Source organism: Comamonas sp. GB3 AK4-5 (assembly GCF_041320665.1).
Taxonomy (GTDB): domain Bacteria; phylum Pseudomonadota; class Gammaproteobacteria; order Burkholderiales; family Burkholderiaceae_C; genus Comamonas.
Genome location: NZ_CP166730.1, coordinates 73,538 through 99,969, shown reverse-complemented (window position 1 = coordinate 99,969; position 26,432 = coordinate 73,538). Strand labels below are relative to the sequence as shown.

23 protein-coding genes are annotated in these 26,432 nt (G+C 65.1%); 14 read left to right on the top strand and 9 right to left on the bottom strand.

Annotation, left to right across the window (positions count from 1 at the left end):
• Position 1 precedes the first annotated feature (1 nt).
• The 5 genes from ACA027_RS00405 (at position 2) to ACA027_RS00385 (ending at position 7,050) form a co-directional block, all read left to right on the top strand.
• Positions 2–3,106 (top strand): efflux RND transporter permease subunit, encoded by a 3,105-nt coding sequence (locus ACA027_RS00405; RefSeq protein ID WP_370680441.1) that lies wholly within the window; start codon positions 2–4, stop codon positions 3,104–3,106.
• A complete protein-coding gene (locus ACA027_RS00400; RefSeq protein WP_370680440.1) occupies positions 3,093–4,403 on the top strand; it encodes a TolC family protein in 1,311 nt (436 codons plus the stop codon). The genes ACA027_RS00405 and ACA027_RS00400 overlap by 14 nt, the downstream gene beginning before the upstream one ends.
• Positions 4,404–4,467: 64 nt before the next feature.
• The gene (locus ACA027_RS00395; RefSeq protein ID WP_370680439.1) at positions 4,468–5,160 is read left to right on the top strand and encodes a response regulator transcription factor; all 693 of its coding nucleotides are present in this window, start codon (positions 4,468–4,470) and stop codon (positions 5,158–5,160) included.
• Positions 5,157–6,533, top strand: coding sequence for a sensor histidine kinase (locus ACA027_RS00390; protein ID WP_370680438.1), 1,377 nt, complete (start codon positions 5,157–5,159; stop codon positions 6,531–6,533). The genes ACA027_RS00395 and ACA027_RS00390 overlap by 4 nt, the downstream gene beginning before the upstream one ends.
• A 94-nt stretch (positions 6,534–6,627) precedes the next feature.
• Complete coding sequence (locus tag ACA027_RS00385) at positions 6,628–7,050, top strand: hotdog fold thioesterase (RefSeq protein ID WP_370680437.1); 423 nt, start codon at positions 6,628–6,630, stop codon at positions 7,048–7,050.
• A gap of 11 nt (positions 7,051–7,061) precedes the next feature.
• Here ACA027_RS00385 and ACA027_RS00380 read toward each other — a convergent pair whose 3' ends face one another.
• On the bottom strand, positions 7,062–7,982 hold the full coding sequence (locus tag ACA027_RS00380; RefSeq protein ID WP_370680436.1) for a LysR substrate-binding domain-containing protein: 921 nt from the start codon (positions 7,980–7,982) through the stop codon (positions 7,062–7,064).
• A gap of 185 nt (positions 7,983–8,167) precedes the next feature.
• Between ACA027_RS00380 and ACA027_RS00375 the strand changes: the two genes are divergently transcribed.
• From ACA027_RS00375 to ACA027_RS00360, 4 genes are all read left to right on the top strand, one after another.
• Positions 8,168–9,577 (top strand): FAD-binding oxidoreductase, encoded by a 1,410-nt coding sequence (locus ACA027_RS00375; RefSeq protein ID WP_370680435.1) that lies wholly within the window; start codon positions 8,168–8,170, stop codon positions 9,575–9,577.
• 105 nt (positions 9,578–9,682) lie between these two features.
• Entirely contained in the window at positions 9,683–10,681 is a 999-nt protein-coding gene (locus ACA027_RS00370) for a Bug family tripartite tricarboxylate transporter substrate binding protein (protein ID WP_370680434.1), read from the top strand.
• A 19-nt stretch (positions 10,682–10,700) separates the two neighbouring features.
• Positions 10,701–11,501, top strand: a complete 801-nt coding sequence (gene hpaI, locus ACA027_RS00365) for a 4-hydroxy-2-oxoheptanedioate aldolase (RefSeq protein WP_370680433.1) — start codon at positions 10,701–10,703, stop codon at positions 11,499–11,501.
• Between the two features lie 15 nt (positions 11,502–11,516).
• Positions 11,517–12,986 carry an NAD-dependent succinate-semialdehyde dehydrogenase gene (locus ACA027_RS00360; protein WP_370680432.1) on the top strand — a complete coding sequence of 490 codons (1,470 nt, stop codon included), beginning with the start codon at positions 11,517–11,519 and terminating at the stop codon, positions 12,984–12,986.
• A gap of 108 nt (positions 12,987–13,094) precedes the next feature.
• Here ACA027_RS00360 and ACA027_RS00355 read toward each other — a convergent pair whose 3' ends face one another.
• Together ACA027_RS00355 and ACA027_RS00350 are read right to left on the bottom strand one after the other, a co-directional pair.
• Positions 13,095–13,835, bottom strand: coding sequence for an aspartate/glutamate racemase family protein (locus ACA027_RS00355; RefSeq protein WP_370680431.1), 741 nt, complete (start codon positions 13,833–13,835; stop codon positions 13,095–13,097).
• 17 nt (positions 13,836–13,852) lie between these two features.
• The gene (locus tag ACA027_RS00350; protein WP_370680430.1) at positions 13,853–14,734 is read right to left on the bottom strand and encodes an amino acid ABC transporter substrate-binding protein; all 882 of its coding nucleotides are present in this window, start codon (positions 14,732–14,734) and stop codon (positions 13,853–13,855) included.
• Positions 14,735–15,025: 291 nt separating this feature from the next.
• Between ACA027_RS00350 and ACA027_RS00345 the strand changes: the two genes are divergently transcribed.
• Positions 15,026–16,252, top strand: a complete 1,227-nt coding sequence (locus ACA027_RS00345) for a D-amino acid dehydrogenase (protein WP_370680429.1) — start codon at positions 15,026–15,028, stop codon at positions 16,250–16,252.
• A 210-nt stretch (positions 16,253–16,462) separates the two neighbouring features.
• On the opposite strand, the gene ACA027_RS00340 is transcribed toward ACA027_RS00345, so the two are convergent.
• The gene (locus ACA027_RS00340) at positions 16,463–17,368 is read right to left on the bottom strand and encodes a LysR family transcriptional regulator (RefSeq protein ID WP_370680428.1); all 906 of its coding nucleotides are present in this window, start codon (positions 17,366–17,368) and stop codon (positions 16,463–16,465) included.
• 107 nt (positions 17,369–17,475) lie between these two features.
• A complete protein-coding gene (locus tag ACA027_RS00335) occupies positions 17,476–18,042 on the bottom strand; it encodes a cob(I)yrinic acid a,c-diamide adenosyltransferase (RefSeq protein WP_370680427.1) in 567 nt (188 codons plus the stop codon).
• A 170-nt stretch (positions 18,043–18,212) separates the two neighbouring features.
• Here ACA027_RS00335 and ACA027_RS00330 point away from each other — a divergent pair, with 170 nt between their 5' ends.
• Positions 18,213–18,584: an EF-hand domain-containing protein gene (locus tag ACA027_RS00330; protein WP_370680426.1), complete on the top strand. Its 372-nt coding sequence runs from the start codon at positions 18,213–18,215 to the stop codon at positions 18,582–18,584.
• A gap of 152 nt (positions 18,585–18,736) precedes the next feature.
• Positions 18,737–20,149 (top strand): FAD-binding oxidoreductase, encoded by a 1,413-nt coding sequence (locus ACA027_RS00325; RefSeq protein ID WP_370680425.1) that lies wholly within the window; start codon positions 18,737–18,739, stop codon positions 20,147–20,149.
• 22 nt (positions 20,150–20,171) lie between these two features.
• Here the strand turns inward: ACA027_RS00325 and ACA027_RS00320 are convergent, their stop codons facing one another.
• The 3 genes from ACA027_RS00320 to ACA027_RS00310 all read right to left on the bottom strand — a co-directional run bounded on the left by ACA027_RS00320 (position 20,172) and on the right by ACA027_RS00310 (position 22,989).
• Complete coding sequence (locus ACA027_RS00320; RefSeq protein WP_370680424.1) at positions 20,172–21,047, bottom strand: bile acid:sodium symporter family protein; 876 nt, start codon at positions 21,045–21,047, stop codon at positions 20,172–20,174.
• A 75-nt stretch (positions 21,048–21,122) separates the two neighbouring features.
• Positions 21,123–21,914: a class II aldolase/adducin family protein gene (locus tag ACA027_RS00315; RefSeq protein ID WP_370680423.1), complete on the bottom strand. Its 792-nt coding sequence runs from the start codon at positions 21,912–21,914 to the stop codon at positions 21,123–21,125.
• 175 nt (positions 21,915–22,089) lie between these two features.
• Positions 22,090–22,989, bottom strand: a complete 900-nt coding sequence (locus ACA027_RS00310; RefSeq protein ID WP_370680422.1) for a LysR family transcriptional regulator — start codon at positions 22,987–22,989, stop codon at positions 22,090–22,092.
• A 122-nt stretch (positions 22,990–23,111) separates the two neighbouring features.
• Here ACA027_RS00310 and ACA027_RS00305 point away from each other — a divergent pair, with 122 nt between their 5' ends.
• The gene (locus ACA027_RS00305) at positions 23,112–24,320 is read left to right on the top strand and encodes a CaiB/BaiF CoA transferase family protein (protein WP_370680421.1); all 1,209 of its coding nucleotides are present in this window, start codon (positions 23,112–23,114) and stop codon (positions 24,318–24,320) included.
• A gap of 44 nt (positions 24,321–24,364) precedes the next feature.
• The gene (locus ACA027_RS00300; protein WP_370680420.1) at positions 24,365–25,366 is read left to right on the top strand and encodes a tripartite tricarboxylate transporter substrate binding protein; all 1,002 of its coding nucleotides are present in this window, start codon (positions 24,365–24,367) and stop codon (positions 25,364–25,366) included.
• A 65-nt stretch (positions 25,367–25,431) separates the two neighbouring features.
• Here the strand turns inward: ACA027_RS00300 and ACA027_RS00295 are convergent, their stop codons facing one another.
• Complete coding sequence (locus ACA027_RS00295) at positions 25,432–26,412, bottom strand: tripartite tricarboxylate transporter substrate binding protein (protein WP_370680419.1); 981 nt, start codon at positions 26,410–26,412, stop codon at positions 25,432–25,434.
• Between the last annotated feature and the right edge of the window lie 20 nt (positions 26,413–26,432).

The window sequence follows — 26,432 nt, the reverse complement described above, 5'->3', positions numbered from 1 at the left end:
CATGTTGCGAGCATTCATCGACTTCGTCGTACACCGCCGTCTGGTGGCTCTTTGTGCCACCTTGCTGATTGCGATCTACGGCATCTACTCCTATCTGCACACGGCCATCGAGGCCTATCCGGACGTGACCAATGTGCAGGTCGGCATCATCGCCCAGGCCCCGGGCCTGGCCCCCGAAGAGGTGGAACGCCAGATCACCGTGCCGCTGGAGCGTGAGCTCAATGGCACACCGGGTCTGGTGTCGCTGCGCTCGGAAAGCTATTTCGGCCTGTCCATGGTGAACCTGGTGTTCAACGATGACGCCGACAGCTTCCGCTCCCGCGCCGAAGTGGCCCAGCGCCTGCCCCAGGCCGATCTGCCCGATGGCGTGACGCCCGAGATGGCGCCCGACTACACCCCCCTGGGCAAGATCTACTACTACCGCTTGAAGAGCGACCGCCACACGCTGGACCAGCTGCGCACCGAGCAGGAATGGCACATCGTGCGCGTGCTCAAGCAGGTGCAGGGCGTGGCCGATGTGGTGAGCATCGGCGGCTTTGTGAAGGAATACCACATCGAGGTGGACCCGGACCGGCTGTACCGCCTGGGCCTGTCGCTGAACGATGTGACCGAGGCCCTGGAAAAGTCCAACCGCAACGTGGGTGGCGGCCTGATGCGCCGTGGCGAGCAGTCGCTGATCATCCGCGGCATCGGTTTGCTGCGTTCGCCGCAGGAGATCAAGGACGTGGTGGTCGAGATGCGCGGCGGTGCGCCGGTGACCATAGGCGACGTGGCCCATGTCAGCCAGTCCCACACACCCCGCCAGGGCTCGGTGGGCATGGACGACGAGAACGACGTGGTCCAGGGCATCGTGCTGCTCAAGCGCGGCGAGAACCCCTCGGTGGTGCTGGAAGGCATCCACGAGAAGGTGGAGCAGCTCAATGGCGGCCTGCTGCCCGAGGGCATGCACATGGAGGTCACCTATGACCGCGCCGACCTGGTGGGCCACACCCTGGCCACCGTGCAGCACAACCTGCTGTTCGGCGCCTGCCTGATCATTGCCGTGCTGTGGCTGGTGCTGCGCAGCATCCGGGGCTCGCTGATCGTGGCCTCGGTGATTCCGCTGTCGCTGCTGGTGGCCTTCATCGGTCTGCATCTGCTGGGCATGCCGGCCAATCTGATTTCCATGGGTGCCATCGACTTCGGCATCATGGTGGACGGCGCCGTGGTGCTGGCGGAAAACATCATCCGCAACGCCCGCTTGCGCAAGCCCAGCAACCAGCGCGAGATGCGCGCCATCATCATCGACTCGGCCGTGGCCGTGGCCAAGCCCACGCTGTTCGCCATGGCCATCGTGATCGCCGCGCTGATTCCCGTGTTCTCGCTGGAAAGCATCGAAGGTCGCATCTTCCGTCCGCTGGCCATGACCTATAGCTTCGCGCTGCTGGGCGCCCTGCTGTTTGCCATGGGCCTGGTGCCGGCCCTGTGTGCGCTGCTGCTCAAGCCCAAGCATGTGACGGCACCCGAGCCCGTGGTGTTCGAGCGCATGGACCATGGCTACCAGCGCTGGATCACCCGCACGCTGGCCAGCCTGAGCCGCCGCCGTGGCGTGGTGCTGATCTCGGTGGCCATTCTGGTCATTGCCGGCCTGTCGGCCACACGCCTGGGCACGGAATTCCTGCCCGAGCTGGATGAGGGCGATGCCTATGTGCTGGTGCAGATGCCGGCCTCCATCTCGCTGGAAAAAGGCCAGGAAGTGCTGGCCGAGGTGCGCCATATCACGCGCCAGTTCCCCGAGGTGATTTCGGTCAGCTCCGAGCAGGGCCGCCCCGAATCGGGCACCGACAACGAAACGCTGAACATGGCCAAGGTGCTGATCCGCCTCAAGCCCCTGCCCGAATGGCGCAAGGGCCTGACCAAGCCGGCGCTGATCGAAGACATGCGCCAGCAGCTCGGCGCCATTCCCGGCGTGGCCTTCAACTTCTCCCAGCCCATTCGCGACAGCGTGGAGGAATCCACCTCCGGCGCCCGTGGCCAGGTGGTGCTCAAGGTGTTCGGCCCCGAAATTGAGCAACTGCGCGCCATCCTGATGCAGACCATGGAGCAGGTGCGGGGCATCGACGGCGTGGTGGACCTGGACCTGTACCGCGACGCCCCCGCGCCGCAGCTGCATGTGGAGTTCAACCGCGAAGCCCTGGCACGCCACGGCATCGCCATGGACACCGCGCAAAAGACGCTGGAGCTGGCCCTGGCCGGCGACATCGCCACCACGCTGTGGGAAGGCGAGCATGGCGTGCCGGTGCGCGTGCGTCTGCCCTATGTGAACCGCATGGACGAAGCCAGCATGCGCGACATTGCCATCCCCACGCCCAATGGCGGCTCGGTGCCGCTGCATGCCGTGGGCAGCATCAAGGTGAAGATCGGCAATGCCTCCATCTTCCGCGAGAACAATGCCCGCTACATGGCCATGAAGTTCAACGTGGAAGGCCGCGACATCGGCTCGGTGGTCAAGGAAACCTTTGCCGCCTTCAAGGCCAATGTCAAGGTGCCAGAGGGCTACCAGGCCGTCTGGGGCGGTGAGTGGGAAAACCAGCAGCGCGCCGCCAAGCGCCTGCAGGTGGTGGTGCCGCTGTCGCTGCTGATCGTCTTCGCCCTGCTGTTCAGCGCACTGGGGCAGGCCCGCAGCTCCTTTGTGATTTTGCTGTGCGCTCCGTTTGCCATGGTGGGCGGCATTGCCGCCCTGCACCTGACCGGCATCGAGCTGTCGATCAGCGCGGCCATTGGCTTCATCGCCCTGCTGGGCCAGGTGGCGCTGGTGGGCCTGTTGGTGATCTCCTCGGTGGAGTCGCTGCGCCAACAAGGTGTGCCCATGATGGAGGCCCTGGTGCATGGCACGGCCGAGCGCATGCGCTCCGTGCTGCTGGTGGCCTTGCTGGCCCTGCTGGGCCTGTTGCCCATGGCCCTGTCCACCGGCGTGGGCAGCGAGACCCAACGCCCCTTTGCCTCGGTGATTGTGGGCGGCATGCTGATACTGCCCGTCATTGCCCTGGTGTTGCTGCCCGTGCTCTATGCCTGGCTGGGCCCAAAGACTTTGAAGAAATCGGATGAGCTGGATGAAAACCGTTAAAGCAATTGCCGCTGCTGCGGCCCTGTTGGTGGCCGGCGCCAGCCTGGCGGGGCCCCTGGCCCAACCCGCTGCTGCCAGCCCGTCTGCGCCGACCATGGGCACCTCGGTGCCCATGGCGGCTGTCTCCGGCACCGCCGCCCTGCCTACCTCGCTGGGCCTGGTGGAGTTTCTGTCGCTGGTGCGCAGCCACCACCCGGCCCTGCGTGCCATGCCGCTGGTTCAGGGCATGGAGCAAGCCGATGTGCGCACCGCCGGCACCTGGGAGAACCCCAGCGTGCATTACTCCCGCAAGCCCGATGAGAAGGAATGGGGCATAGAGCAGCCCCTGCCCATCTTTGGCCAGATCGGCATGCGCACCGAAGCGGCGCGTCTGGCCGCAGCCACTGGCCAGGCCGAGCGCGCGGTCGAGACCCAGGAAGTGCTGAGCCTGGCCGCCCTGCGCTTTGCCGAGCTGCTCACGGCCCAGCAAAAGCTGGCGGCCAAGCAGCAGGCCATGCAGCACCTGGAGCAGGCCGCCAAGGTGGTGCTGGGCCAGGTCGAGCTGGGCGCCCGCAGCAAGTACGACGGCGCGCGCGTGGAGCTGCAGCGTGCCCAGGTCCAGGCCCTGCTGGAACAGCAGGAATCGGAGACCCTGGCCGCCCAGGCCGCGCTGGCCGAGATGCTGGCCCAGCCGCAATGGACACCCAAGGCCATTGGCAGCCTGTTGCCGGCCAAGGCCACGCAAGAGGAACCATCGCTGGACAGCATGTGGCAGCAAGCCAGCACCCGTCTGCCCCAGCTGCAGGCCGCCCATGCCAAGGTGACGCAGACCGAGCAGCTGATACGCCAGCAGGCCCGTGAAGCCCTGCCCACACCCACCGTGGGTGTGGCCCGCATCCGCAACCGCCCCGATGGCGACCGCTACAACCAGGTGGGCGTATCGGTGGAGCTGCCACTGTTCGACCGCAAGCAGGGCGCCATCGAACGCGCACGCCTGGAGTACACCCAGGCCCAGCTGGAAGAAGACACAGCGCAGCAGCTGGCCCGCCAACGCCTGCAACAGGCCTATACCCAGCGCAATCTGCTGCGCAAGACCCTGCGCTCCTTCGAGACCCGCGGCCTGACCCAGCTCGACCCGCTGCGCCAGATGGCCCAGGACTCTTACCGCCTGGGACAAAGCTCCATCCTGGAATGGCTGGACGCCATGGAGTCGGTGGCCGACCACCAGCAGCAGTACCTGGATCTGAGCCTGCGCGCCTGGCAGGCGGACTGGGAACTGAATGCGGCCCGGGGGCAATTGCCCTTCTCGGCAGAGTGACCCAGCAAGGCGTTGGCCTGGCTCCCATGTCTATAGTAGGCGACTTGTTTGCCTCCACATTGCCATGCCACGCTTTCTGATCATTGAAGACGACCCCCAAAACGCCCGTTTTCTGGCCGAGGGCATGCGCGAGCTCCAGGCCGAGGTCTGCGTCTGCCCCGATGGGGTGGAGGGCCTGACCCAGGCCGTCACCGGCCACTGGGATGCCATCGTGCTGGACCGCATGCTGCCCGACGGCTTTGATGGGCTGAAGATCTTGCAGGCCCTGCGCAGCACCGGCGACACCACGCCGGTGCTGGTGCTCAGCGCCCTGTCCACCACCGATGAGCGCGTGCGCTGCCTGAAGGCCGGCTGCGACGACTATCTGACCAAGCCCTTTGCCTTCTCCGAGCTGCAGGCCCGGCTGGAAGCCCTGCTGCGCCGCGTGAACACCCAGGCCCCCGTGCCCATGCTGGAGGTGGCGGATCTCAAGCTCAACCTGCTCAGCCGCCATGCCGAGCGTGCCGGCCGCACCCTGCTGCTGCAGCCGCGCGAGTTCCGCCTGCTGGCCTTTCTGGCCCGCCATGTGGACCAGACCGTCACCCGCACCATGCTGCTGGAGTCGGTGTGGGACTACCGCTTCGACCCCCAGACCAATGTCATCGATGTGCACATCAGTCGGCTGCGCAACAAGGTGGACAAGGGCTTTGCCCTGCCCCTGATCCACACCGTGCGCGGCGTGGGTTACTGCCTGTCCACCCAGGCGCCGGCGGCATGAGCCCGCCCAGCACCAACGGGCATCCCTGGCGCTCCATCGCCTTTCGCCTGGCGCTGTACTACGGCGCCCTGCTGCTGTTGACCATGGTGGTGGTGCTGGCCATCTTCTATGTGCAAATGGTGGGCGTGCTCAGCGCCCGCATCGACCAGCAGGCCAGGCAAGACCTCAAGCGGCTGGAAGCCCATGCCCGGCATTACGGCGAGGCCTCGCTGCAGCAGGAAATCCGCAACCTGCTCAACGACGGCGTGGACAGCCAGACCGAGGTCGTCATCCTCACCGATGCCCAGGGCAATATGCTGGTAGGCAATGCCCGCATCCAGCCACAACGCAGCCTCAGCACGCTGGGCCTGCGCGAGCTGCAGGTGCAGCGTGACGGCCGCACCCTCAGCGGCCGCGTGGCCGTCACACGCCTGGAAAGCGGCCACATGCTGATCGTGGGCAGCGATATGGAAGCGCTGCGCGACATCGAGCAGCGCTTTATGCGCGCCAGCCTGTCGGCGGTGGTCATCGTGGTGATTCTGGCGCTGTCCGGCAGTGCAGGTTTCCGGCGCCTGGTGGACGAGCGCGCAGCCAGCATACGCCGCACCCTGCAGCAGGTGTCCACGGGCGATCTCGGCCAGCGCATTCCCCTGTCCGACCAGGATGACGAGTTCACCCGGCTGGGCCAGGACATCAACAAGATGCTGGACCAGGTCGAGCTCCTCATGGATGGTGTGCGCCATGTCTCCAACACCATTGCCCACAATCTGCGCACCCCGCTGACCCGCGTGCTGCTGCAGCTGCGCAGCGCCAGCCACCTGAGTCCCGGCGAGCAGCAACGCCTGATCGAACGCGTGGAGCAGGAGGTGCAGGACCTGGGCACGGTGTTTGAAAAGCTGCTGCAGATTGCCGAGCTGGAAGCCGGCATGCGCCGCCAGGAATTCTCTGCCGTGGACCTGAGTGCCCTGCTCGCCGAGATCGAGGATTTGTATGCCCCCGTGGCCGAAGATGTGGGCGGCACGCTGCAGGTGCAGCTCCATGGTCAGCCCCACGCGCTGGCCGATGCCGACCTGCTGGCCAGTGCCCTCGCCAACCTGGTGGAGAACGCCCTCAAATACGCCTTCCAGCAGCCCGGTGGCCAGATCACCATCACGGCCCAGGCCACCGATGCCGGCATCGTCGACCTGCGGGTGCAGGACAACGGCCCCGGCGTGCCGCCCGAGCGCCTGCCCCAGCTCACCCAGCGCTTCTTCCGCGCCCATGAGCGCCAGCCCGGCCACGGCCTGGGCCTGTCCAGTGTGCAGGCCATCGTGGCCTTGCATGGTGGGCAGCTGCACTTCACCAATCTGCAGCCGGGTTTTGAGGTCCATCTGCAGCTGCCTGCGGCGGTCTGAAAGCCGGTGGGCGATCTCCCGCCACTGTCACGCAGTGGGCAGCACGCCAGAGCCTCTGCGCGCATCATGCGGCTTCGCATAGGAGACAAAAGACATGGCCATCTGGAAAAAAGCCGCCACCGTGGAAGAGATGAATGCCCGCAACGCAGGTTGCGCCGTGGGCCATCTGGGCATTGAGATCATCGAAAAAGGTGAGGACTACCTCGTCGGCCGGGTGCCTGTGGATGCACGCACCAAGCAGCCCTTCGGCCTGCTGCATGGCGGCGTCAGTGTGGTGCTGGCCGAAACCCTGGGCTCCGTAGGCGCCTACCACGCCTGCCCCGAAGGCCATCTGGCCGTGGGCCTGGACATCAATGCCAACCACCTGCGCTCCGCCACCAGCGGCTGGGTCACGGGCACGGCCAAGCCGGTCCACATCGGCCGCACCACCCAGGTCTGGCAAATCGATATGGTGAACGAGGCCGGCGAGCTGACCTGTGTCTCGCGCATCACCATGGCCATCTTGCCTCCGCGCTGATACGCTGGGCCTCAGCCGCCCGGCACAGGCTCCTTGGCCGCTTCCTGTAGCAGCCATTGCCTGAAAGCCCGCACCAGCGGGCTGCTGCGCTGCCCTTGCGGGCGCAGCAGCCAATAGCTGCGCGTGGTCTTCAGCGGCTGGCCAAAAGGCTGGACCAAGGCCCCATCGCTCAACTCCTGCTGCAGCAAAGGCCATTGGCCAATGGCCACGCCCATGCCGTGCACGGCGGCCTGCCAGGTCAGCATGGAGGCATTGAACTCCATGCGTTCTGCCGTGGCAGCATCGGCTTCAAAACCACTGGCGCCCAGCCAGTCATCCCAGTCGTTGGCATGGTATTTGGACACCAGCAGCCTTTGCCCCAGCAAGGCACCCACAGCCTGCCGGGAGGCGCTCAGGCGCTGCAGCAGCACCGGCGCGCAAACCGGCTCCAGGTACTCGGGAAAGATCCGGTCCACACACAGCCCGCTTTGGCGCTCGATTTCGTCGCCCGCCAGCTGTATGGCCACGTCCACAGGGTCGCGGTCAAAGTTGACCAAGGGCACCAGGCGGTGGATGCGCACATCCTTGCCGGGGTGGCGTGCCAGGAACTGGGGCAGGCGCGGAATCAGCCACTTGGCCGAGAACGTGGAATACGTGCCCACACGCAGCACCGCTTCATCCGGCTTGTGCCACAGCATTTCCGTGGCCGAGGCAATGGCGGCAAACGCCGGCACGATTTGCGCGGCATAGCGCTGGCCGACCTCGGTCAGTGAAACACCCTGGCGCTCGCGCTTGAACAGCTCGACGCCGAAATACTGCTCCAGCGTCGAGATCTGGCGGCTCACCGCCGACTGGGTGACATGCAGCTGGGCCGCAGCCACGGTCAGGCTGCCTGTGCGGGCCACCACTTCAAAAGTGTGCAGGGGATTGAGAGGGGGGATGCGCCGCGCCAAACCGTGATTCCAGTCGCTGGGGCTGCAAGCGCTGCAGCCCATTGCCAAGGTGAGTCTGTTCACCAGGCATGAGTTTTTCTCATACGCGGTGCCTAAACCGAAGTTTACCCCCCATGCCAAGCCTGCCCACAATCGTCCCAAGCCTTCCGCAACCGCTTTGCCCACCGTGTTCCACGGCTTTGCACATGACCCAAGCACCGCTCCACTGTTTAGAACCTCTCCCCGTCCTGCAAGCCCTGCAGGACGCGCTGCCAGCCGACCGCATACGCCTGGGCGATGCCATTGGTGCGCGCCACCACACGGACTGGACGCGCATGGACCCGCAATGCCCACGGGCCCTGCTGCTGCCGCGCAGCACCCAGGAGGTGTCCACCATGCTGCGCATCTGCCATGCCCACCGCCAGCCAGTGGTGGCACAGGGCGGATTGACCGGGCTGGTGGGCGGCGCACATCCCCAGGCCCATGAGATCGCCCTCTCGCTGGAGCGCATGAACGCCATCGGCGATGTGGACGTCAGCGGCGGCACGCTCACCGTGCAGGCGGGCGCCATCTTGGAGTCCGTGCAACAAGCAGCCCAGGCTGCAGGCTTCAGCTGCGGGCTGGACATCGGCGCACGCGGCTCTTGCACGCTGGGCGGCAACATTGCCACCAACGCCGGCGGCAATCGCGTGATTCGCTATGGCATGGCCCGTGACAACCTGCTGGGCCTGGAGGCGGTGCTGGCCGATGGCACGGTGGTCAGCTCGCTGAACAAGATGATCAAGAACAACAGCGGCTATGACCTCAAGCATTTGTTCATCGGCAGCGAAGGCACGCTGGGCATCGTGACCCAGGCCGTGCTGCGCCTGCACCCTTTGCCCAGCACCACCCAATGCGCCTTGCTGGCCTTGCCCGATCTGGACGCGGCCTTGCGGGTGCTGCGTGAAGCGCGTGCGCGCCTGGGTGGCAGCCTGTCGGCCTTTGAGGTGATGTGGCCCAATTTCTACGCATTCGTCACCCGTCTGCCCGGTGTGGACTCGCCTTTGCAGGGCCAGCACGGCATGTATTTGCTGCTGGAAGCCCAGGGCGGCGACGAAGCCCAGGACGGAGCGCGCTTTGAGCAACTGCTGTCGCATTGCCTGGAGCAAGGCTGGCTGGAAGACGCGGCCATTGCCCAGTCCATGCAAGACCAGCTGCGCTTTTGGCATCTGCGCGATGCCGTGGCCGAGTTCCCCGTGCACCTGCCGCACCGCTCCACCTTTGATGTGAGCTTTCCCCTCGATGGCATGGCCCAGGCCGTGCAGCATGTCGAAGCCAGTGCCGAAGCGGCCTGGCCGGGCTGCACGCGCATGTACTTCGGGCATCTGGGCGACAACAACCTGCACATCGTCGTCGATGTGCCGGGCACCCGCGGCGCCCATGCCCCAGCCATCGAGCAAATGGTCTACGACTGTGTGGGAGCCCAGCATGGTGCGGTCTCGGCCGAGCATGGCATTGGCCGCAAAAAACGCCAGCACCTGTCGGTGTCGCGCAGCCCCGAGGAAATCGCCCTCATGCACACGCTCAAGCAGGCACTGGACCCGCTGGGCATTCTCAATCCCGGCAAGGTTTTGTAGGCCTTTTCTCAGACCTGCCGACCCAGCCCCCGGACCCGGAGCGCTTTGGGGCTGCATCCAAGACAGCCTGCTCCCCATTTTCTTACTACTACCCAGGAGACCTTTATGAAGCCCCAACTGTCGCGCCGCAAGCTGCTCACTGCACTCGGAGCCGCCACCCTGACGCTGGGCCCGGTGCTGGCACATGCCGATGCCTACCCCGCCCGCGCCGTCAAAATTGTGGTGCCGTTCACGCCCGGCGGCACGACCGACCTGGTGGCCCGCCTGGTGGCCCAGCAGCTGCAGGAGCGCACCGGTGGCACCTTCATTGTGGAAAACAAGGCGGGCGCTGGCGGCAACATCGGTGCCGATGCCGTGGCCAAGTCGCCTGCGGATGGCTACACCCTGCTGCTGGTGTCCAGCAACATCCTGGCCATCAACCCCCTGGTCTACCGAAAGCTGCCCTTTGATCCGGCCACGGCGTTTGCACCTGTGAGCAACGTGGTCACGGTGACCAATGTCTTCCTGGCCAATCCCAACAACCGCCTGGGCATTCGCTCCATGGCCGACCTGCTGGCCGCGGCCAAGCAAAAGCAATCTGCAGGCGGGCTGAGCTTTGGCTCGACCGGCAATGCCTCGCTGACGCATTTGATCGGCTCGGTGTTCGCCACCACGGCTGGTGTCACCCTGCAACATGTGCCCTACAAGGGCTCGGCGCCCATGCTGCAAGCCCTGTATGGCGGCGAGATCGATTTCGCCATCGACAACCTGCCCGCACCGCTGCCCCACATCAGCGCAGACCGTCTGCTGCCGCTGGCAGTCACGGGCGCCAAGCGCAGCGCGCAGCTGCCCAAGGTACCCACGGTGGCGGAGTCGGGCTTTCCCAATTTCAACCTGACCTCCTGGTTCGGCCTGCTGGCCCCGGCCGGCACCGATCCCGCCATCGTCAACAAGCTCAACCGCCACATCACCGACATCCTGGCCGACAAGACCGTGCAGACCAAGCTGATCAGCATGGGCACGCAGCCCGCACCAGGCACGGCGGCCGAATTTGGCAGCTTCATCCGCAGCGAAATGGCGCGCTGGGCGCCCATCGTCAAGGAATCGGGCGCCAGCATCGACTAAGACTCCCTGAAGACCACCCATGCAATTGCCTACCAACCTCTTCAAGCAAGCCCTGCTTGCAGGCCAGCCCCAGGTCGGCCTGTGGGCGGCCCTGGCCAGCCCCTACGCCACGGAAATACTCGCCACGGCCGATTTCGACTGGCTGCTGCTGGATGCAGAACATGCGCCCAACCATGTGCGCAGCGTGCTGAGCCAGCTGCAAAGCATGGCCGCTTATGGCACGCATGGCGTGGTGCGCCCGGTGTCCGCCGATGCGGCCTTGATCAAGCAGTATCTGGACATCGGTGCCCAGAGCCTGTTGGTGCCCATGATCGACTCTGCACAGCAGGCCAGGGATGTGGTCGCCGCCACCCGCTACCCACCCGAGGGCGTGCGGGGCGTAGGGGCGTCCATTGCCCGCGCTTCGCGCTGGAATGCCGTGCCCGACTATTTGCAGCAGGCGCACAAGGAGTTGTGCGTGCTGGTGCAGGTGGAGTCGGTCACCGGCATGCAGGCGTTGGAATCCATCGCCGCCGTGGAGGGCGTGGACGGCGTGTTCTTCGGCCCGGCCGATCTGTCGGCCTCCATGGGCTATCTGGGTCGCCCCACCGAGCCCGTGGTGCAGCAGGCACTGGAAAAAGGCATTGCCACGGTGCGTGCCCTGGGCAAGGCGCCGGGCATTTTGGTGTCCGACCCGCAGCTGGCACGCCGCTATCTGGACCTGGGCGCGCAGTTTGTGGCGGTGGGTGTGGACACCTCGCTGCTGGCCCTGGCCGCGCGCCAGTTGTGCGCGCAGTTCAAACACCGCGCGCCGCTGCCCAAGGGCGGCGCCGTCTACTAAGTTGCCACCACTGCCATGACTGCTTTCCCCATGACCGAACTCGTTTTGAAAGATGCGGGCCTGTTGCGCCAGCAAAACTACCTGGCTGGCACCTGGATTGACTCCGACAACGAACAGACCCTGGCCGTGCACAACCCCGCCACGGGTGCACTGCTGGCCCATGTGGCCAAGGCCCATGCCAGCGAAACCGAACGCGCCGTAGAGGCCGCCTACCAGGCCTTGCCTGCCTGGCGCAGCCGGACGGCGGATGAGCGCGCCGCCGTGCTGCGCCGCTGGCATGCGCTGCTGCTGGAGCACCAGGACGATCTGGCCCTGATCCTGACCAGCGAGCAAGGCAAGCCCCTGGACGAGGCGCGGGGCGAAATCGTCTATGCCGCTTCCTACATCGAGTGGTTTGCCGAAGAGGCGCGCCGCATCTACGGCGAGATCATTCCTTCACCCTGGAAAGACCGGCAGCTGCTGGTGACCAAGGAGCCCGTGGGCGTGTGCGCTGCCATCACGCCCTGGAACTTCCCGGCCGCCATGATCACGCGCAAGCTGGCACCCGCACTGGCCGCAGGCTGCACCATGATCGTCAAGCCCGCCGAGCAAACACCGCTGACGGCGCTGGCACTGGCCGAGCTGGCCCAGCGCGCAGGCTTGCCCGCCGGCGTGCTCAGCGTGCTGGCCGGTGACTCCCGTGCCATCGGCGGTGTACTCACCGCCAGCGACAAGGTGCGCAAGCTCAGCTTCACCGGCTCCACCCAGGTGGGCCGCTTGCTGGCAGGGCAATGCGCGCCCACGCTCAAAAAAATGTCGCTGGAGCTGGGCGGCAACGCACCCTTTATCGTCTTTGACGACGCCGATCTGGACGAGGCCGTGGCCGGCGCCATGCTCTCCAAATACCGCAACAGCGGCCAGACCTGCGTGTGCACCAACCGCATCCTGGTGCAGGACGGCATCTACGACGCCTTTGTGCAGCGCCTGGCCCAGGCCGTGTCCCAGCTGCGCATGGGCGATGGCCGCCAGCCCGACACCCAGCTGGGCCCGCTGATTGATGGCGCGGCGCTGAACAAGGTGCAGGAGCTGGTGGCCGATGCCGTGGCCCAGGGCGCGCGCGTGGTCCAAGGTGGACAGCGCCATGCCTTGGGCGGCAGCTTCTACGAGGCCACGGTGCTGGCCGATGTGCCTTTGCATGCCCGCATTGCACGCGAGGAAGTCTTCGGCCCCGTGGCCCCGGTGTTTCGCTTTGCGACCGAAGAGCAAGCGATTCGCATGGCCAATGACACCGAGTTCGGCCTGGCTGCCTACTTCTTCTCCCGCGATGTGCGCCGTGTCTGGCGCGTCAGCGGCGCGCTGGAATACGGCATGGTGGGCATCAACACCGGCCTGATCAGCACGGCGGTGGCGCCCTTTGGCGGCATCAAGCAATCGGGCCAGGGCCGCGAAGGTTCCCACCACGGCATAGAGGACTATCTGCAGACCAAGTATTTGTGTATGGCCTGACGAGGCGGCAGCGACTGAAAAACGCTTTTCACACCCGGCACGAAAACACGCAGCCGTCAGGCTGCGTGGGTTCAGTGTTCGAAATCTTGAAAAGCTTTTTTCAACACCCTATGTCGCCCCATAGGCCTGGTCCGCCAGGGCCTGGGCCAGTATCCAGGCCGGGTCGATCAAGGTGGCGCCTTGCGCCTGCGGAGCCTGCGGCAAGGCCAGCGGAATTTCGGTACAGCCCATGATCACCGGCAGCTCGCCATGCTGCTGGCGCATGCCCTCCAGCACGCTGCCAAAGCATTGCACCGCCAGCGCCTGGTCGCCGCGTTTCACGCCGTCGTAAATGCCCTGCATCAGCTGCTCAATGCCTTGCGCATCGGGCACCAGGGGCGTGATGCCGCAGGCCTGCAAGGCCGCGTCATACAGGCCTGTGCGGTAGGTGCCGGCCGTGGCCAGCACCACGGCCTGGCGCGCGCCTTGCTGCTGCAAATGCGCCGCCGTTTCCTGGGCGATATGCAGCACATGCAGCTGTGGAAACAAGGCCTGCAGCTGGCCGTGCCAGATATGGGCGGTGTTGCAGGCCACGGCCACGCTGCACACGCCCAGGGCGGCCAGGCGGCCCATGCCTTGCAGCATGTGCGGCGCCGGGTCCTGGACGCTGTGCACATCCAGACTCAGCGCCTGGGTGCGGTCGGGAATCGGCATCTGCGCCAGCCAATGCTCGGGAAAGGACTGGTCACGCACCGGCAGCGCATGGGTCTGCAAATAGGCCGTGCAGGCCTGCACGAACAGGCGCACAAAATCTGCCCCGGCGGCTGGCCCCATGCCGCCCAGAATGCCCACGGAACGCGGGGGAGCCATCACACCGGGGAGCATGATCAGAACGCCGGCTTGTCGCTGAGTTCGGCCAGGTTCTTCTTCAGCGCATCGGCCATGGGCAGGCCCAGTGCGGTGTTGGTGGGCGGAATGGGCTGCATAAACCACTTGTCATACAGCTTGGTGAACTCGCCGGACTTCATCATGCCGCCCACCACGCCATCAACCAGCTTCTTGAAAGCGGGGTCGTCCTTGCGCACCATGCAGGCATAGGGCTCGACCTGCAGCGAATCTCCCACCACCTCGAAGTCCTTGGCGTTCTTGGCGTTGGCGATCAGGCCATACAGCAAGATGTCATCCATGGCGAAGGCTGCGGCACGGCCGCTCTCCACCAGCAGGAAGCCATCTGCATGGTCCTTGGGCATGATGATGTTCATGCCCCAGTTTTGCTCGGCATTGGCCTTGCGCACCACCTGCAAATTGGTGGTGCCCGAGGTGATGGCCACGGTCTTGCCCTTCAGGTCGGCATAGTTCTTCACGCCCGAGTCCTTCTTCACCACCAGACGGGTGCCGGTGTAGAAGTGGTTGATGGCAAAGTCCACATCCTTGCCGCGCGTGGTGTTGTTGGTGGTGGAGCCGCATTCCACATCGATGGTGCCATTCATGAGCAGCGGGATACGGTTTTGCGAGGTCACGGCCTGCCAGTTCACCTTCAGGTCGGGCTTGCCCACGGCCTTCTTCACGGCATCGGCAATGGCGTTGGAGATGTCCACCGTGATGCCCACGGGCTTGCCGCCGTTCAGATAGCTGAAGGGCACGGAAGATTCACGGTAGGCCAGGGTGATCTGACCGTTTTCCTTCGCCTTGGACAAGGTGTCGGCATGGGCTGTGGTCAGGCTGGCAAGACCCAGTGCGGCGCAAAGCAAAGTGGTGTGGAATTGCATGGTGTGTCCCTCGTTGGCTGCAAATGTGGGGACCAGTGTAGAAACAGCACAGGCCTTTGGGGGATACCGATTGCGGCCTGATCCATGCCTTGTTTTTATAGGACCAAAGGGTTTTCACCAAGACAGTGCAAGCCGCTTGCCTCTTGATGCACCGCGCACCATGGCCAGACAGACCTTGCCGCTTTGTGGTGCGATTTCCATAACCCTGGTGCATACCCTGTGTGCGAATCGCCATGCGACGCCGCGCCTGCGCAGACCTACAGTGCAAGCTCCACATTGAAGAAGCAAAACATGCATGTTTGTGTGATTGGCGCCGGCATTATTGGCCTGAGCACCGCCTATATCCTGCAGCAGGCAGGCCACCAGGTCACCGTGGTGGACCGCGCTGCCCAGCCCGCCTCCGGCGCCAGCGGCGGCAATGGCGCGCAGCTGAGCTATGCCTATGTCCAGCCCCTGGCCGAGCCCGGCATCTGGAAGCAACTGCCCAAGCTGCTGCTGGCCAAGGATTCGCCGCTCAAGTTCCGCCTGCAGGCCGACCCACAGCAATGGTCTTGGGGGCTGCAGTTTCTGGGCGCCTGCAATGCCAGCACCTCGGCCGCCAGCACCCAGACCTTGCTGACCCTGGCTGCGGAGAGCCGCCAGGTGTTTGAAGCCATGCTGGCGCGCGAGGCGCTGGCCTGCGATCACCACACGCCCGGCAAGCTGGTGCTCTACCCCACACAAGAGGCGCTGGACAACGCGGCACGCCAAGTGACACTGCAAGCCCAGTTGGGCGGACCGGAACAGCAAGTGGTGAACGCGGCCACTGTGGCGCAATTGGAGCCGGCCCTGGGCCAGTACGCGCCGCGCATGGCGGGCGCCATTCACACGCCCAGCGAAAGCACGGTCGACTGCCGCAAGCTGTGCGAGCAGCTGGCCCAGTTGCTGGCGCAGCGCGGCGCCCGGTTTTGCTGGTCCACTACGGTGGATGGCTATGAGGTGCAGGGCGGCGCCATCACCGCGCTGCACAGCAGCCAGGGCCGCATCACGGCCGACCACTTTGTGCTGGCCAGCGGCTGGGAAAGCGCGGCCCAGGCCCGCCGCTTGGGTCTGCAGCTGCCGGTCTACCCGCTCAAGGGCTATAGCATCACCGTGGATGCCGCCCAGACCCCGGCGGCTGCGCCCCAGATCAGCGTGACCGACAGCACGCGCAAAGTGGTGTTCGCCCGCATAGGCCAGCGCTTGCGCGTGGCCGGCATGGTGGAAATCGTGGGCCGCGACCAGCAGCTCGATGCCAGCAAGATTGCCAGCCTGCAGCAGTCCACGCGCGAGGTCTTCCCCGACCTGCCCCAGGGCGGCGATGTCCAGCCCTGGACCGGCATGCGCCCGGCCACGCCCACCGGCCTGCCCATCACCGGTCGCCAACGCGGCGGCCCCGCCAATCTGTGGCTGCAAACCGGTCATGGCGCGCTGGGATTGACGCTGGCTTTTGGCTCGGCCCAGCGCCTGGTGCAGCAGATGGAAAAGGCCTCCACATAGCCTAGATGTCTGTGGAGGGGCCGGAGCGGGCTCAAGCAGCACCGGCAGCCGCAGCCGGACCTCCACAACGCCCAGATGGCACTTCAGGCGTGGCGCGTGCCCGCAGACAGTGCGCATGCACGGCAAGGGCGCGCAACAACGCATCAAGTGCCATATGGGCGCCTGTAAACGGATCACCAGCCAAGCCGCAAGGCTTGGACCATCGGTGCATTAGGTGCCCAGGACTTCACGCAAGGCCTTGCGCATCTCCTGAATCATGGCCCGTGCCAGCACCGAGCTGGGGCGCTGCGCCAGGCACAGCGCGTTGACCCCCACGGTCAGCCTCGGCAGCAGCGGCACCACATGCACCTTGTGGCGGTCGGCGGCAGCAGCGGTGCAACCGTCGACAATGGCGGCGCCCAGGCCGTATTCGGCCATGGCCAGGGCCGCATGGTAGGTCTGCACCGTCACCACCGGCGACAGGCCCACGCCATGCTCGCGGCAGGCCTGGTTGATGCGCATGCCCAGCGGGTCTTTGCCATCCAGGGCCACCACCGGCAGATCGGCCAGATCGGCCAGGGCCATGCCCTCGGCGCGCACCTTGCGCGGGGGCAGCAGGCCCTTGGGAAGAATGCAGTGCATGTCCACCTCGCCCAGGCTTTCATGCTCCAGCGCGGGCTGGCCAACGGAGCTGATGAGAAAGCCCACATCGGCCTCCTGCAGCAGCAGGGCCGACACCACCTGGGGCGTGTGCAAGGCCTGCACATGGACCTGCACCTGCGGGTACTTTTGGCGCAGTCCGGCCACGGCGCGCGGCAGCACTTCGCGGCTCAAGGCAAAAACGGTCAGCACCTGCAGGCGATCGGCCACCTGGCCGTGGCGCAGGCTGGCGGCCAGGCGCTGCACCTCGTCCAGCTGGTCGAACAGTTTTTCAATGTGGGGGAACAGCGCCAGCGCCTCGTTGGTGGGCGTGAGTCGCCCGCGCGCGCGCTGGAACAGGGCAAAGCCCAGCTGCAGCTCGGCATGTTGCAGGGTGCGGCTGACGGCGGGCTGGGTCACATTGATCAGCCGCGCGGCAGCGCTGACGCTGCCGGTCTGCATCACCGCGTTAAACACTTCGATATGCCGCAAGCGCATGCCTTGGGGTCTCCGGAGTTAGAAAAAAGAGAGCGGCTACCGCGCTTCACACGCAGTCTTCAGCATGTTTTATGCCGGAAATTGAGGTGGTATCAGCTGATGCAGCTCTACTTTTCGCTTTGGCGTGCCAGGCGCTCGCTCTTCCAGTACACATCGTCGCCGCCCTCCACGCGATTCAGCACACGGGCCAGCACAAACAGCAGATCGGACAGGCGATTGAGGTATTGGCGCGGCGCGGGGCGCATGGCCTCCACCTCCTGCAGCGCCACCACCTGGCGCTCTGCACGGCGCGCCACGGTGCGGCAGACATGGGCCTGGGCTGCGGCGCGCGTGCCTGCGGGGAGAATGAATTCCAGCAGCCGCGGCAGGCCGGCGTTGTAATGCTGCAAGGCCTGGTCCAGCTGCAGCAGGCCGTCTTCCTTGAGCAGCTCGTAGCCGGGCATGGACAGCTCACCCCCCAGGTTGAAAAGCTGGTGCTGCACATCGATCAGCAACTCGCGCACATCCTGCGGCAACGGCTCGCACAGCAGCAGACCAATGTGGGAATTGAGCTCATCCACATCACCCATGGCATGCGGGCGCAGGCTGTTTTTGGAGACACGGCTGTTGTCGCCCAGGCCGGTGCTACCGTCATCTCCGGTTCTGGTAGCGATTTGTGTCAAACGGTTGCCCATGGCCTGCTCCTTGGTGAATGGGGAGGTAAACAAAGTTTTTCACCCATTGTGCGTTACACATTCAGGCTGTCATGTGTACGCCAGAAACAGTGGGCAAAAAAACTGGTGCAAAGCGCTCCAGCGCGGTGGAATGTGCTCCTTGTTTTGATGCACAGAGGAGTTGGCAAGCCATGCAACCCACCCGTTTTCGTTCTCTGCACTGTTTCGATGCCCGCAGCCTGGTGCTGTTCGCCAGCCTGACCATGGGCGGCACCCACGCCATCATGGCGCAAAGCATTTACCCCGCTTCCCCCACGCAACGCAGCGGCATGCATGCGCCTGCGGCACCACCCGCAACACCCTCGCTGCTGGCGCAGACCGCAGTGGCCACCCCCACCCCCGAGCAGGCCTTTGCGCGCGCCGATACCAATGGCGACGGCGCGCTCACCCCCAGCGAGGCCGAGCGCTATCCCGCCGTGGCCGAACGTTTCCGCCAGTTCGATACCGACCGCAACGGCACGCTGTCGCGCGAGGAGTTCATCCTGGCCCTGAAGCAGCACTGAGCCTGCTTGCGCCTTCGGGCAGGGCGGCCCCCGCCCTTGGCGCAGGCCAGGGTAGCGGGCCCGGTCCAGCTGCCAGAGGGGCGGTGGTATTCTTTTGGGTTCAGAGCGCGTCGCCAGGAGACCTGCGACACGCTCTCACAGGAGACCACTACATGAACGCCCCCACCGCTGCCGCCTACCTGCAACCCCGCGCCATTGCGCCAGCCTTTCTGGACGCGCTGACCACACGTTTCGGCAGCCGCTGCAGCCAGGCCCAGGCCGTGCGCGAGCAGCATGGCCGCGATGAAGGTGCCATCCAGGCACCGCCCCCGGTGGCCGTGGTCTATGCCGAAAGCACACAAGACGTGGCCGACGCCGTGAAGCTGGCCGACCAGTACGAGGTGCCGGTGATTGCCTATGGCGCCGGTTCCTCGCTGGAAGGCCATTTGCTGGCCGTGCAAGGCGGCATCAGCATTGATGTGAGCCGCATGAACCAGGTCTTGCGCGTCAATGCCGAAGACATGACCGTCACCGTGCAGCCCGGCATCTTGCGCAAGCAGCTGAACGACGCCATCAAGGACCAGGGCCTGTTCTTCCCCATCGACCCCGGCGCCGACGCTTCCATCGGCGGCATGACGGCCACCCGCGCCAGCGGCACCAATGCCGTGCGCTACGGCACCATGCGCGAGAACGTGCTGGCGCTGGAAGTGGTGACGGCCCAGGGCAATGTGATCCGCACCGGCAACCGTGCCAAGAAAAGCGCGGCCGGCTACGACCTGACACGCCTGATGGTGGGCAGCGAAGGGACGCTGGGCATCTTCACCGAGATCACGCTGCGCCTGTACCCGCTGCCCGAGGCAGTGAGCGCAGCCATCTGCTCCTTCCCCACGATTGCCGATGCCGTGCACACCGTGATCCAGACCATCCAGATGGGCGTGCCCATTGCCCGCGTGGAGCTGGTGGACGCCGCCACCGTGGCCATGGTCAACAAGCACAGCAACCTCACGCTGCGCGAAGAACCCATGCTGCTGATGGAGTTCCACGGCAGCCCCAATGGCGTGAAGGAACAGGCCGAGATGGTGCAAGACATTGCGGCCGAATTCGACGCCAAGGGCTTTGAATGGGCCGACACGCCCGAGGAGCGCACCCGCCTCTTCACCGCCCGCCACAACGCCTACTTTGCCGGCATCCAGAGCCGCCCGGGCTGCCGCTCCATCACCACCGACACCTGCGTGCCCATCAGCCGCCTGGCCGACTGCCTGCTGGAGTCCATCGACGAGGTCAATGCCAGCGGCATTCCCTACTTCCTGGTGGGCCATGTGGGTGATGGCAACTTCCACTTCGGCTATCTGATCGACCCCGACAGCGCCGACGAGCGCCAACGCGCCGAAGACCTCAACCACCGCCTGGTGCGCCGCGCCATTGCCATGGAAGGCACATGCACCGGCGAGCATGGCATCGGCATCCACAAGCAGGACTTTCTGCGCGAGGAATGCGGCGATGGCGCCATCGCCATGATGGCCGCCATCAAGCAGGCGCTGGACCCCAAGAACATCCTGAACCCGGGCAAGATCTTCGCGCTGTAAACAAGCCAGCACCGGCAGACGCTCAGGCCTGCTGAGGCCTGCCCCCGTCCGGGCGCCCCACCAGATAGCCAAACACCGGCGCTGTCAGGTACATGACCACCGAATACACCGCTGCAGGCAAGGCCAGCGGGTAGCTGCCCAGCACGGTCAAGGCGATGAAGATAGCCAATGTCGAGTTGTGGATGCCGATCTCGAAAGCCACGGCAATGCAGATCGGCTTGTCCAGCCTGCTGGCGCGGCTCAGGCCGTAGCCGACCGCCAGGCTGCACAGATTGAACAGGACCACGGCAGGCCCGATCTCACCAAACGATGCCACCAGCGCGCGCCATTCCTTGCCCATGGCCAGCAAGGCCACGGCCGCCAGCACCAGCATGCTGAAGGCCTTGACCGGACGGTGCATGCGTGCAGCAAAGCCCGGTGCTCGCCGCGCCGCCAGCATGCCCAGCGCGACGGGAACCAGCACAATGCCCACAACCTCCACCAGCTTGGAAAATTGCACGGGCACGATCTGGCCGGCCTGCGCGAAATGGGCAATGCTCCAGTTGATGATCAAGGGCATGCTCACCACCGACAGCACGGTGTTGAGCGCCGTCAGCGAGATGTTCATCGCCACATTGCCACCGAAAAGGTGGGAGAACAGATTGGCCGAGATGCCCCCGGGTGAGGCGGCCAGCAGCATCAGCCCTATGGCGAACACCGCAGGCAGTCCCAAGCCCGTCACCAGGCCAAAGCACAGCAGCGGCAATGCCACGATTTGCAGGCCCAGGGCCACGACCACGGCCCGTGGATAGCGCAGAAGGCGCGAAAAATCATCCCATGTCAGCGACAAACCCAGGCCGAACATCACCAGAGCCAGTACGCCGAACATCAAGGCATTCAACAGTTGGTTCTCGTCCATGCTTTGCTCCCGAAAAAGGGGTAGCCATTACCGGATCCGGCCTCCATGCCAGGAGGCCGTGGAAGGAAAAGAGCGTTAAAGCGCGTAGCCAGGATCGATGCGATCCAGCTTGCGCAGCAGCGCTGGCCAGACAAAGGCCCCGCCCAGGCCCCCGGTCTGCACCTTGAGCGCCTGGGCCACGCCCTGCAAGATGGCGGGATTCACCTGCGTCAGCTCTCTGCCGCCGGCCAGGGCATCGATCTGGATCTTGCAGGCCGCCTCAAAGGTGTACATGGACAAAAACGCATCGGCAATGCTGTGCCCGCAGGTCAGCAGTCCATGGTTGCGCAGCATCAGAAAATTGGCGCTGCCCAGGTCGGCCTGCAGGCGCGGCTGCTCGTCTTCGCGAAAGGCCACGCCCTCATAGTCGTGGTAGGCCAGCGAGGCCAGCACAAAGGTGCTTTGCTGGCTGATGGGCAGCACACCATGCCGCTGCGCGCTCACGGCCACGCCGGCACGCGTATGGGTGTGCAGCACGCATTGCACGTCCTCACGCGCCGCATGCACGGCGCTGTGGATGACAAAACCGGCCGGGTTCACCGGGTAGGGCGAATCCATCAGCTTGTTGCACTGCATGTCCACCTTGACCAGGGAGGAGGCCGTGATCTCGTCGAACATCAGCCCATAGGGATTGATCAAAAAATGGTGTTCCGGCCCCGGCAGGCGCGCGCTGATGTGGGTGAAGACCAGATCGCTCCAGCCATACAGGGCCACCAAGCGGTAGCAGGCCGCCAGGTCGACGCGCAGCTGCCATTCCTCAGGACTGACGTACCGCTGCACGCTGGAGAGGCTGGAGGGATCGGCCGCGGCCGACGGGGATGGGCACATGGAAGCTCCTTGACAGTGAAAGAACGGCGCCCACTGTAGGCAGCGCTTGTGACAGCTGTCTGTGCCGCAGTAGACAGCTGCGGGAAGGTCCTAGGGGGCTGTTCACAAGCAGAAACAAATGCCGTCGCGGGGCAATGCGAACCCACGCTGTCAGACCGTGGAAACCCCGGCGCTATCAACCACCATCGGCCAGCGCGCGCTCGTGCAGATACTGGGTCAGCGTCTGGATGGCGCGGGTCTGAAAGCGCGTGGGCATGTAGAGCAAATACTTGTGCGTGGCCAGAAAGTCCAGGCTGCCCATGGGCAGGTCCAGTGCCTGCAGCGCGCCCTGGGCAATGGATTCGCGCACCATGTAGTCGGGCACCAGGCCTATGCCCAGGCCTTGCAGCAAGGCCTCGCGCAGAAAGTAGAAATTGGGTGACACCAGTCGCATGGACAGCGCGGCATCGCCCTGACCCAGGGTCTGCAGCCCCGCCATGCGCAGTTTTTGCTCCGTCAGTCCCGAGGCAATCAAGGGCAGGCGCAGCAGCTCCTGCAGCGTGCCCGGTCGCCCCCACAGCGCCAGGCAGGCCGGCGTGGCGCAGGCCACGTATTGCACCGGTCCCAGATGGCGCGCCACCAGGTGCTCGGGCGGGTCATTCATCACGCGCACGGCGCAGTCCACGCGGCCCTCCATCAGGTCTTCGATGGCGTTGTCGAAGATCACCTCCAGGGCAATGCCGGGGTAGTTGCGCATAAAGTCGGTCAGCCAGGCCGCCATGGTCAGCTGGCCATAGCCGCTGGGCACACTCAACCGCACCCGGCCCTGCAGGGCCTGGCCCAAAGCGGCCACGGATTCATCGGCCGCCAGCAGTTCATGGCGGATGCTGCGGCCATGCTCGTACAGCCTGCGGCCCAGCTCCGTAGGCTCGATCTGGCGAGTGGTGCGGCGCAGCAGCTGCTGGCCCAGCGCCCGCTCGAACTGGCTCAGCCTGTGGCTCACATTGGCGCGGCTCATGCCCAAGCGGGCAGCAGCACGGCTCAGATTGCCGGCGTCGATGATCTCCACCAGCAGGCCCAGGGCGTTCACATCCATTGTCAACTTTCAATCAACATATATTTCAATTATCAGCACAATTGTCAAAATAATTAAACATATTGAGAATGACCTGCTTGAACCTTCTGCCGTCCAGCCTTCGGATGGCAAGCCCAGCAGACATGAACAGCTCCTCCCCTCTTCAACCCCTGGCCGGCATTCGCGTGCTGGACCTCTCCCGCGTGCTGGCCGGCCCCATGTGTGCCATGGCGCTGGCCGACTTTGGTGCCGATGTGATCAAGGTCGAACACCCCGCCCGTGGCGACGACACCCGCGACTGGGGCGTGCGCGTGGGTTCACGCAACACCTCCTACTTCAACAGTGCCAACCGCAACAAGCGCTCCATCACGCTGGACCTGCAGTCCGAAACCGGCCTCCAGCTGGCGCGCGAGCTGGCCCAGCAATGCGATGTGGTGGTGCAGAACTTCAAGGTCGGTGGCGCCGAAAAACTGGGCCTGGGCTATGAGCAGCTTTCGGCGCTGAACCCGCGCCTGGTGTATTGCTCCATCTCCGGCTACAGCCGCAGCGGCAGCGAGGCCCAGCGCCCCGGCTATGACCTGGTGGTACAGGGAGAGAGCGGCATCATGGCCATGAATGGCGAGGCCGGCCAGGGGCCGCTGAAGTTCGGCGTGGCGGCGGTGGACATGTTCACCGGCATGTATTCCGCCCAGGCCATTCTGGCCGCCTTGCTGGAGCGCGAACGCAGCGGCCGTGGCCGCCATGTGCAAATGGCGCTGTACGACTGCGGGCTGATGATCACCAGCTACTACGGCATGGAAGCGCTGCTGAAAGCGGGCGACCCGCCCAAGTTCGGCAATGCCCACCCCTCCATCGTGCCCTATGGGGTGTTCGAGGCGGCCGATGGCCCCCTGGTGATCACCGTGGGCAACAACGGCCAGTTTGTGCGCTTTTGCCAGGAAGTGATTCATCAGCCAGACTGGGCCACGGACGCGCGTTTTGCCACCAATGTGGCCCGCTCCGCCCACCGCACGACCTTGATGCCCTTGATTGAAGCGGCGCTGCGCCGCTTCACCCGTGCCGAGCTGCTGGACAAGCTGCGCGCGGCCCAGATTCCCTGCGGCGAAGTGTTCGGCCTGCTGGAGGCATTGACCTCGGCGCGCACCCGCGAGGCCGGCCTGCTGCACGAGTTTGACGACAGCGAAGCCGGCCCCCAGGCCGTGCTGGCGCCGCCCTATGCCATGGATGGCCAGCGCCTGCCCGTGCGCCGTCCGCCACCCCATCAGGGCCAGCACACCGACGAGGTGCTGCACGAGCTGCTGGGCATGGCACCCGACGCCGTGGCCGCGCTGCGCAGCCAACAGATCATCTGACCACCCTCTCACAACGACCAAACCAGAACACAGGAGACAAATCCATGCATTCCCTGCCCACCCACTTCACCCGCCGTCACACCCTGATTGCCTGCGCCGCCGCCCTGGCGGGTGGTCTGCTGGCACCGGCCCAGGCCGCAGCAGCCTGGCCCGAAAAAATGATCAAGCTGGTCGTGGCATTCCCGCCCGGTGGCCCCACCGATATTGCGGCGCGTTTGGTGGCGCAAAGCCTGTCCGAGCGCCTGGGCCAGAACGTGATCACCGAAAACCGCGCCGGTGCTTCGGGCTCCATCGGCACCTCCACCTTCATCAAGTCCGCGCCTGACGGCTACACCCTGTCCATGTTTGGCATGCCTGCGCTGCTGGCGCCGGTGCTGTTCAACAACAATCTGTATGACGTGCGCAAGGACTTTCTGCCCGTGGCCACGGTGTATGACTTGCCCATGGCCGTCATCGTCAACCCACGCGAGCTGCCCGATGTGAAGGACTTGCCCAGCCTGATTGCCCATGCCAAAAAGGCCAAGCCTTCGCTGAACTACACCAGCTCGGGCACGGGCAGCTTTGGTCATCTGTCCATGGAGCAACTCAAGGACTTGGGCGGCTTCGATATGCAGCATGTGGCCTACCGCGGCAGCGCCCCGGCCGTGACCGATTTGATCGGTGGCCAGATTCCGGTGATGTTTGCCGATGTGGTGGCCGCCCTGCCCCATATCCAGTCGGGCAAGTTGCGCGCCATTGCGGTCAGCTCCAACCAGGCCAAGCAGTTGCTGCCGGGCGTGAAGTCGGTGGCCGAACAAGGTTTCCCGGGGTTTGATGCCGATACCTGGGGCGGGTTGATCGCTCCGCTGGGTACGCCCCAGGCCGTGGTGGACCGATTGAACAAGGAGCTGAAAGTGGTGCTGGCCGACCCGGCGCTGCAAAAGAAGCTGCTGGCAGCCGGCGCCATTGCCCGCTACCAGGACAGCGCCACCATGAAGGCACGCCTGGCGAGTGACTTTGCCCGCTGGAGCAAGATCGCCAACGACAAGGGCATCAGCGCGCAATAAGCGCGGCCGCAGTGACAAAAAAGGCTTGCCACAGGCAAGCCTTTTTTCATCCGCCAGCAGCCCTCTCAGCCTTCCAGCGTCAGGTTCAGGCGCTTGACGATTTCACGGTCGCGGGCCACCTCTTCGCTGGCGTAGCGCTGGTACTGCGCACCGCTCATGTACAGCACGGGTTGGTCGAGTTTTTCCAGCACCTGCAGCACCTTGGGGTCGTCCAGCGTGGCCTTGAAGGCATCGTGCAAGCGCTGGCTGACCTGGGCGTCCAGCCCCTTGGGACCGACGATGCCGTAGCGGGCTTCCGAGACGATGCCGTAGCCGGCTTCCGTCAGCGTGGGCGCATCCGGGAAGCGCTTGGCACGCTTGGTGCCATACACCGCCAGCAGGCGCATGCGGCCCGATGCCACATGGGGCGCCCAGCCACTGGAATCCGATGCGGCCATGATGTGCCCCCCCATCAGGGAGTTGGCCAGATCGGCCGAGCCCTTGTGCGGGATATGCAGCAAATCGATCTTCTGCTTGAGTGCCAGCTCGGCCACCACCATGTGGGGCGAGGTGGCCAGGCCGGTGGAGCCATAGCTGATCTGGCCGGGGCGCTTGCGGGCGTCTTCGACAAATTCCTGTATGGTTTTCCACGGTGCGTCATGGCGCACCACCAGACCCATGGTGTAGCCCGTGAGGCCCACCACATAGCTGAAGTCCTGCAGCGGGTCCCATGCCGTCTTCTGCATTTGCGGCAGGCGGAAGGTGGCCGGCGGCAGCTGGGTGATGGTGTAGCCATCCGCCTTGGTGCTGGGCATGGCGGTGGCACCCAGCGTGCCCCCTGCACCGGGGCGGTTGACGATGACAATGCTCTGGCCCAGATGGCGCGATGCGCTTTCGGCAAAGGCGCGCAGCGTCACGTCGGTGGAGCCGCCTGCCGGCCAAGGGCACAGCAAGGTGATGGCGCGGTCCGGATAGCGCTCGTTCTGGGCGAACGCTGTGGGCGCCAGCAGCGCACCCGTAGCGGCCAGCGCCTGGTTCAGAAATTGGCGGCGTTGCAAAGCTTGCATGAATGTCTCCTCGAGAAATG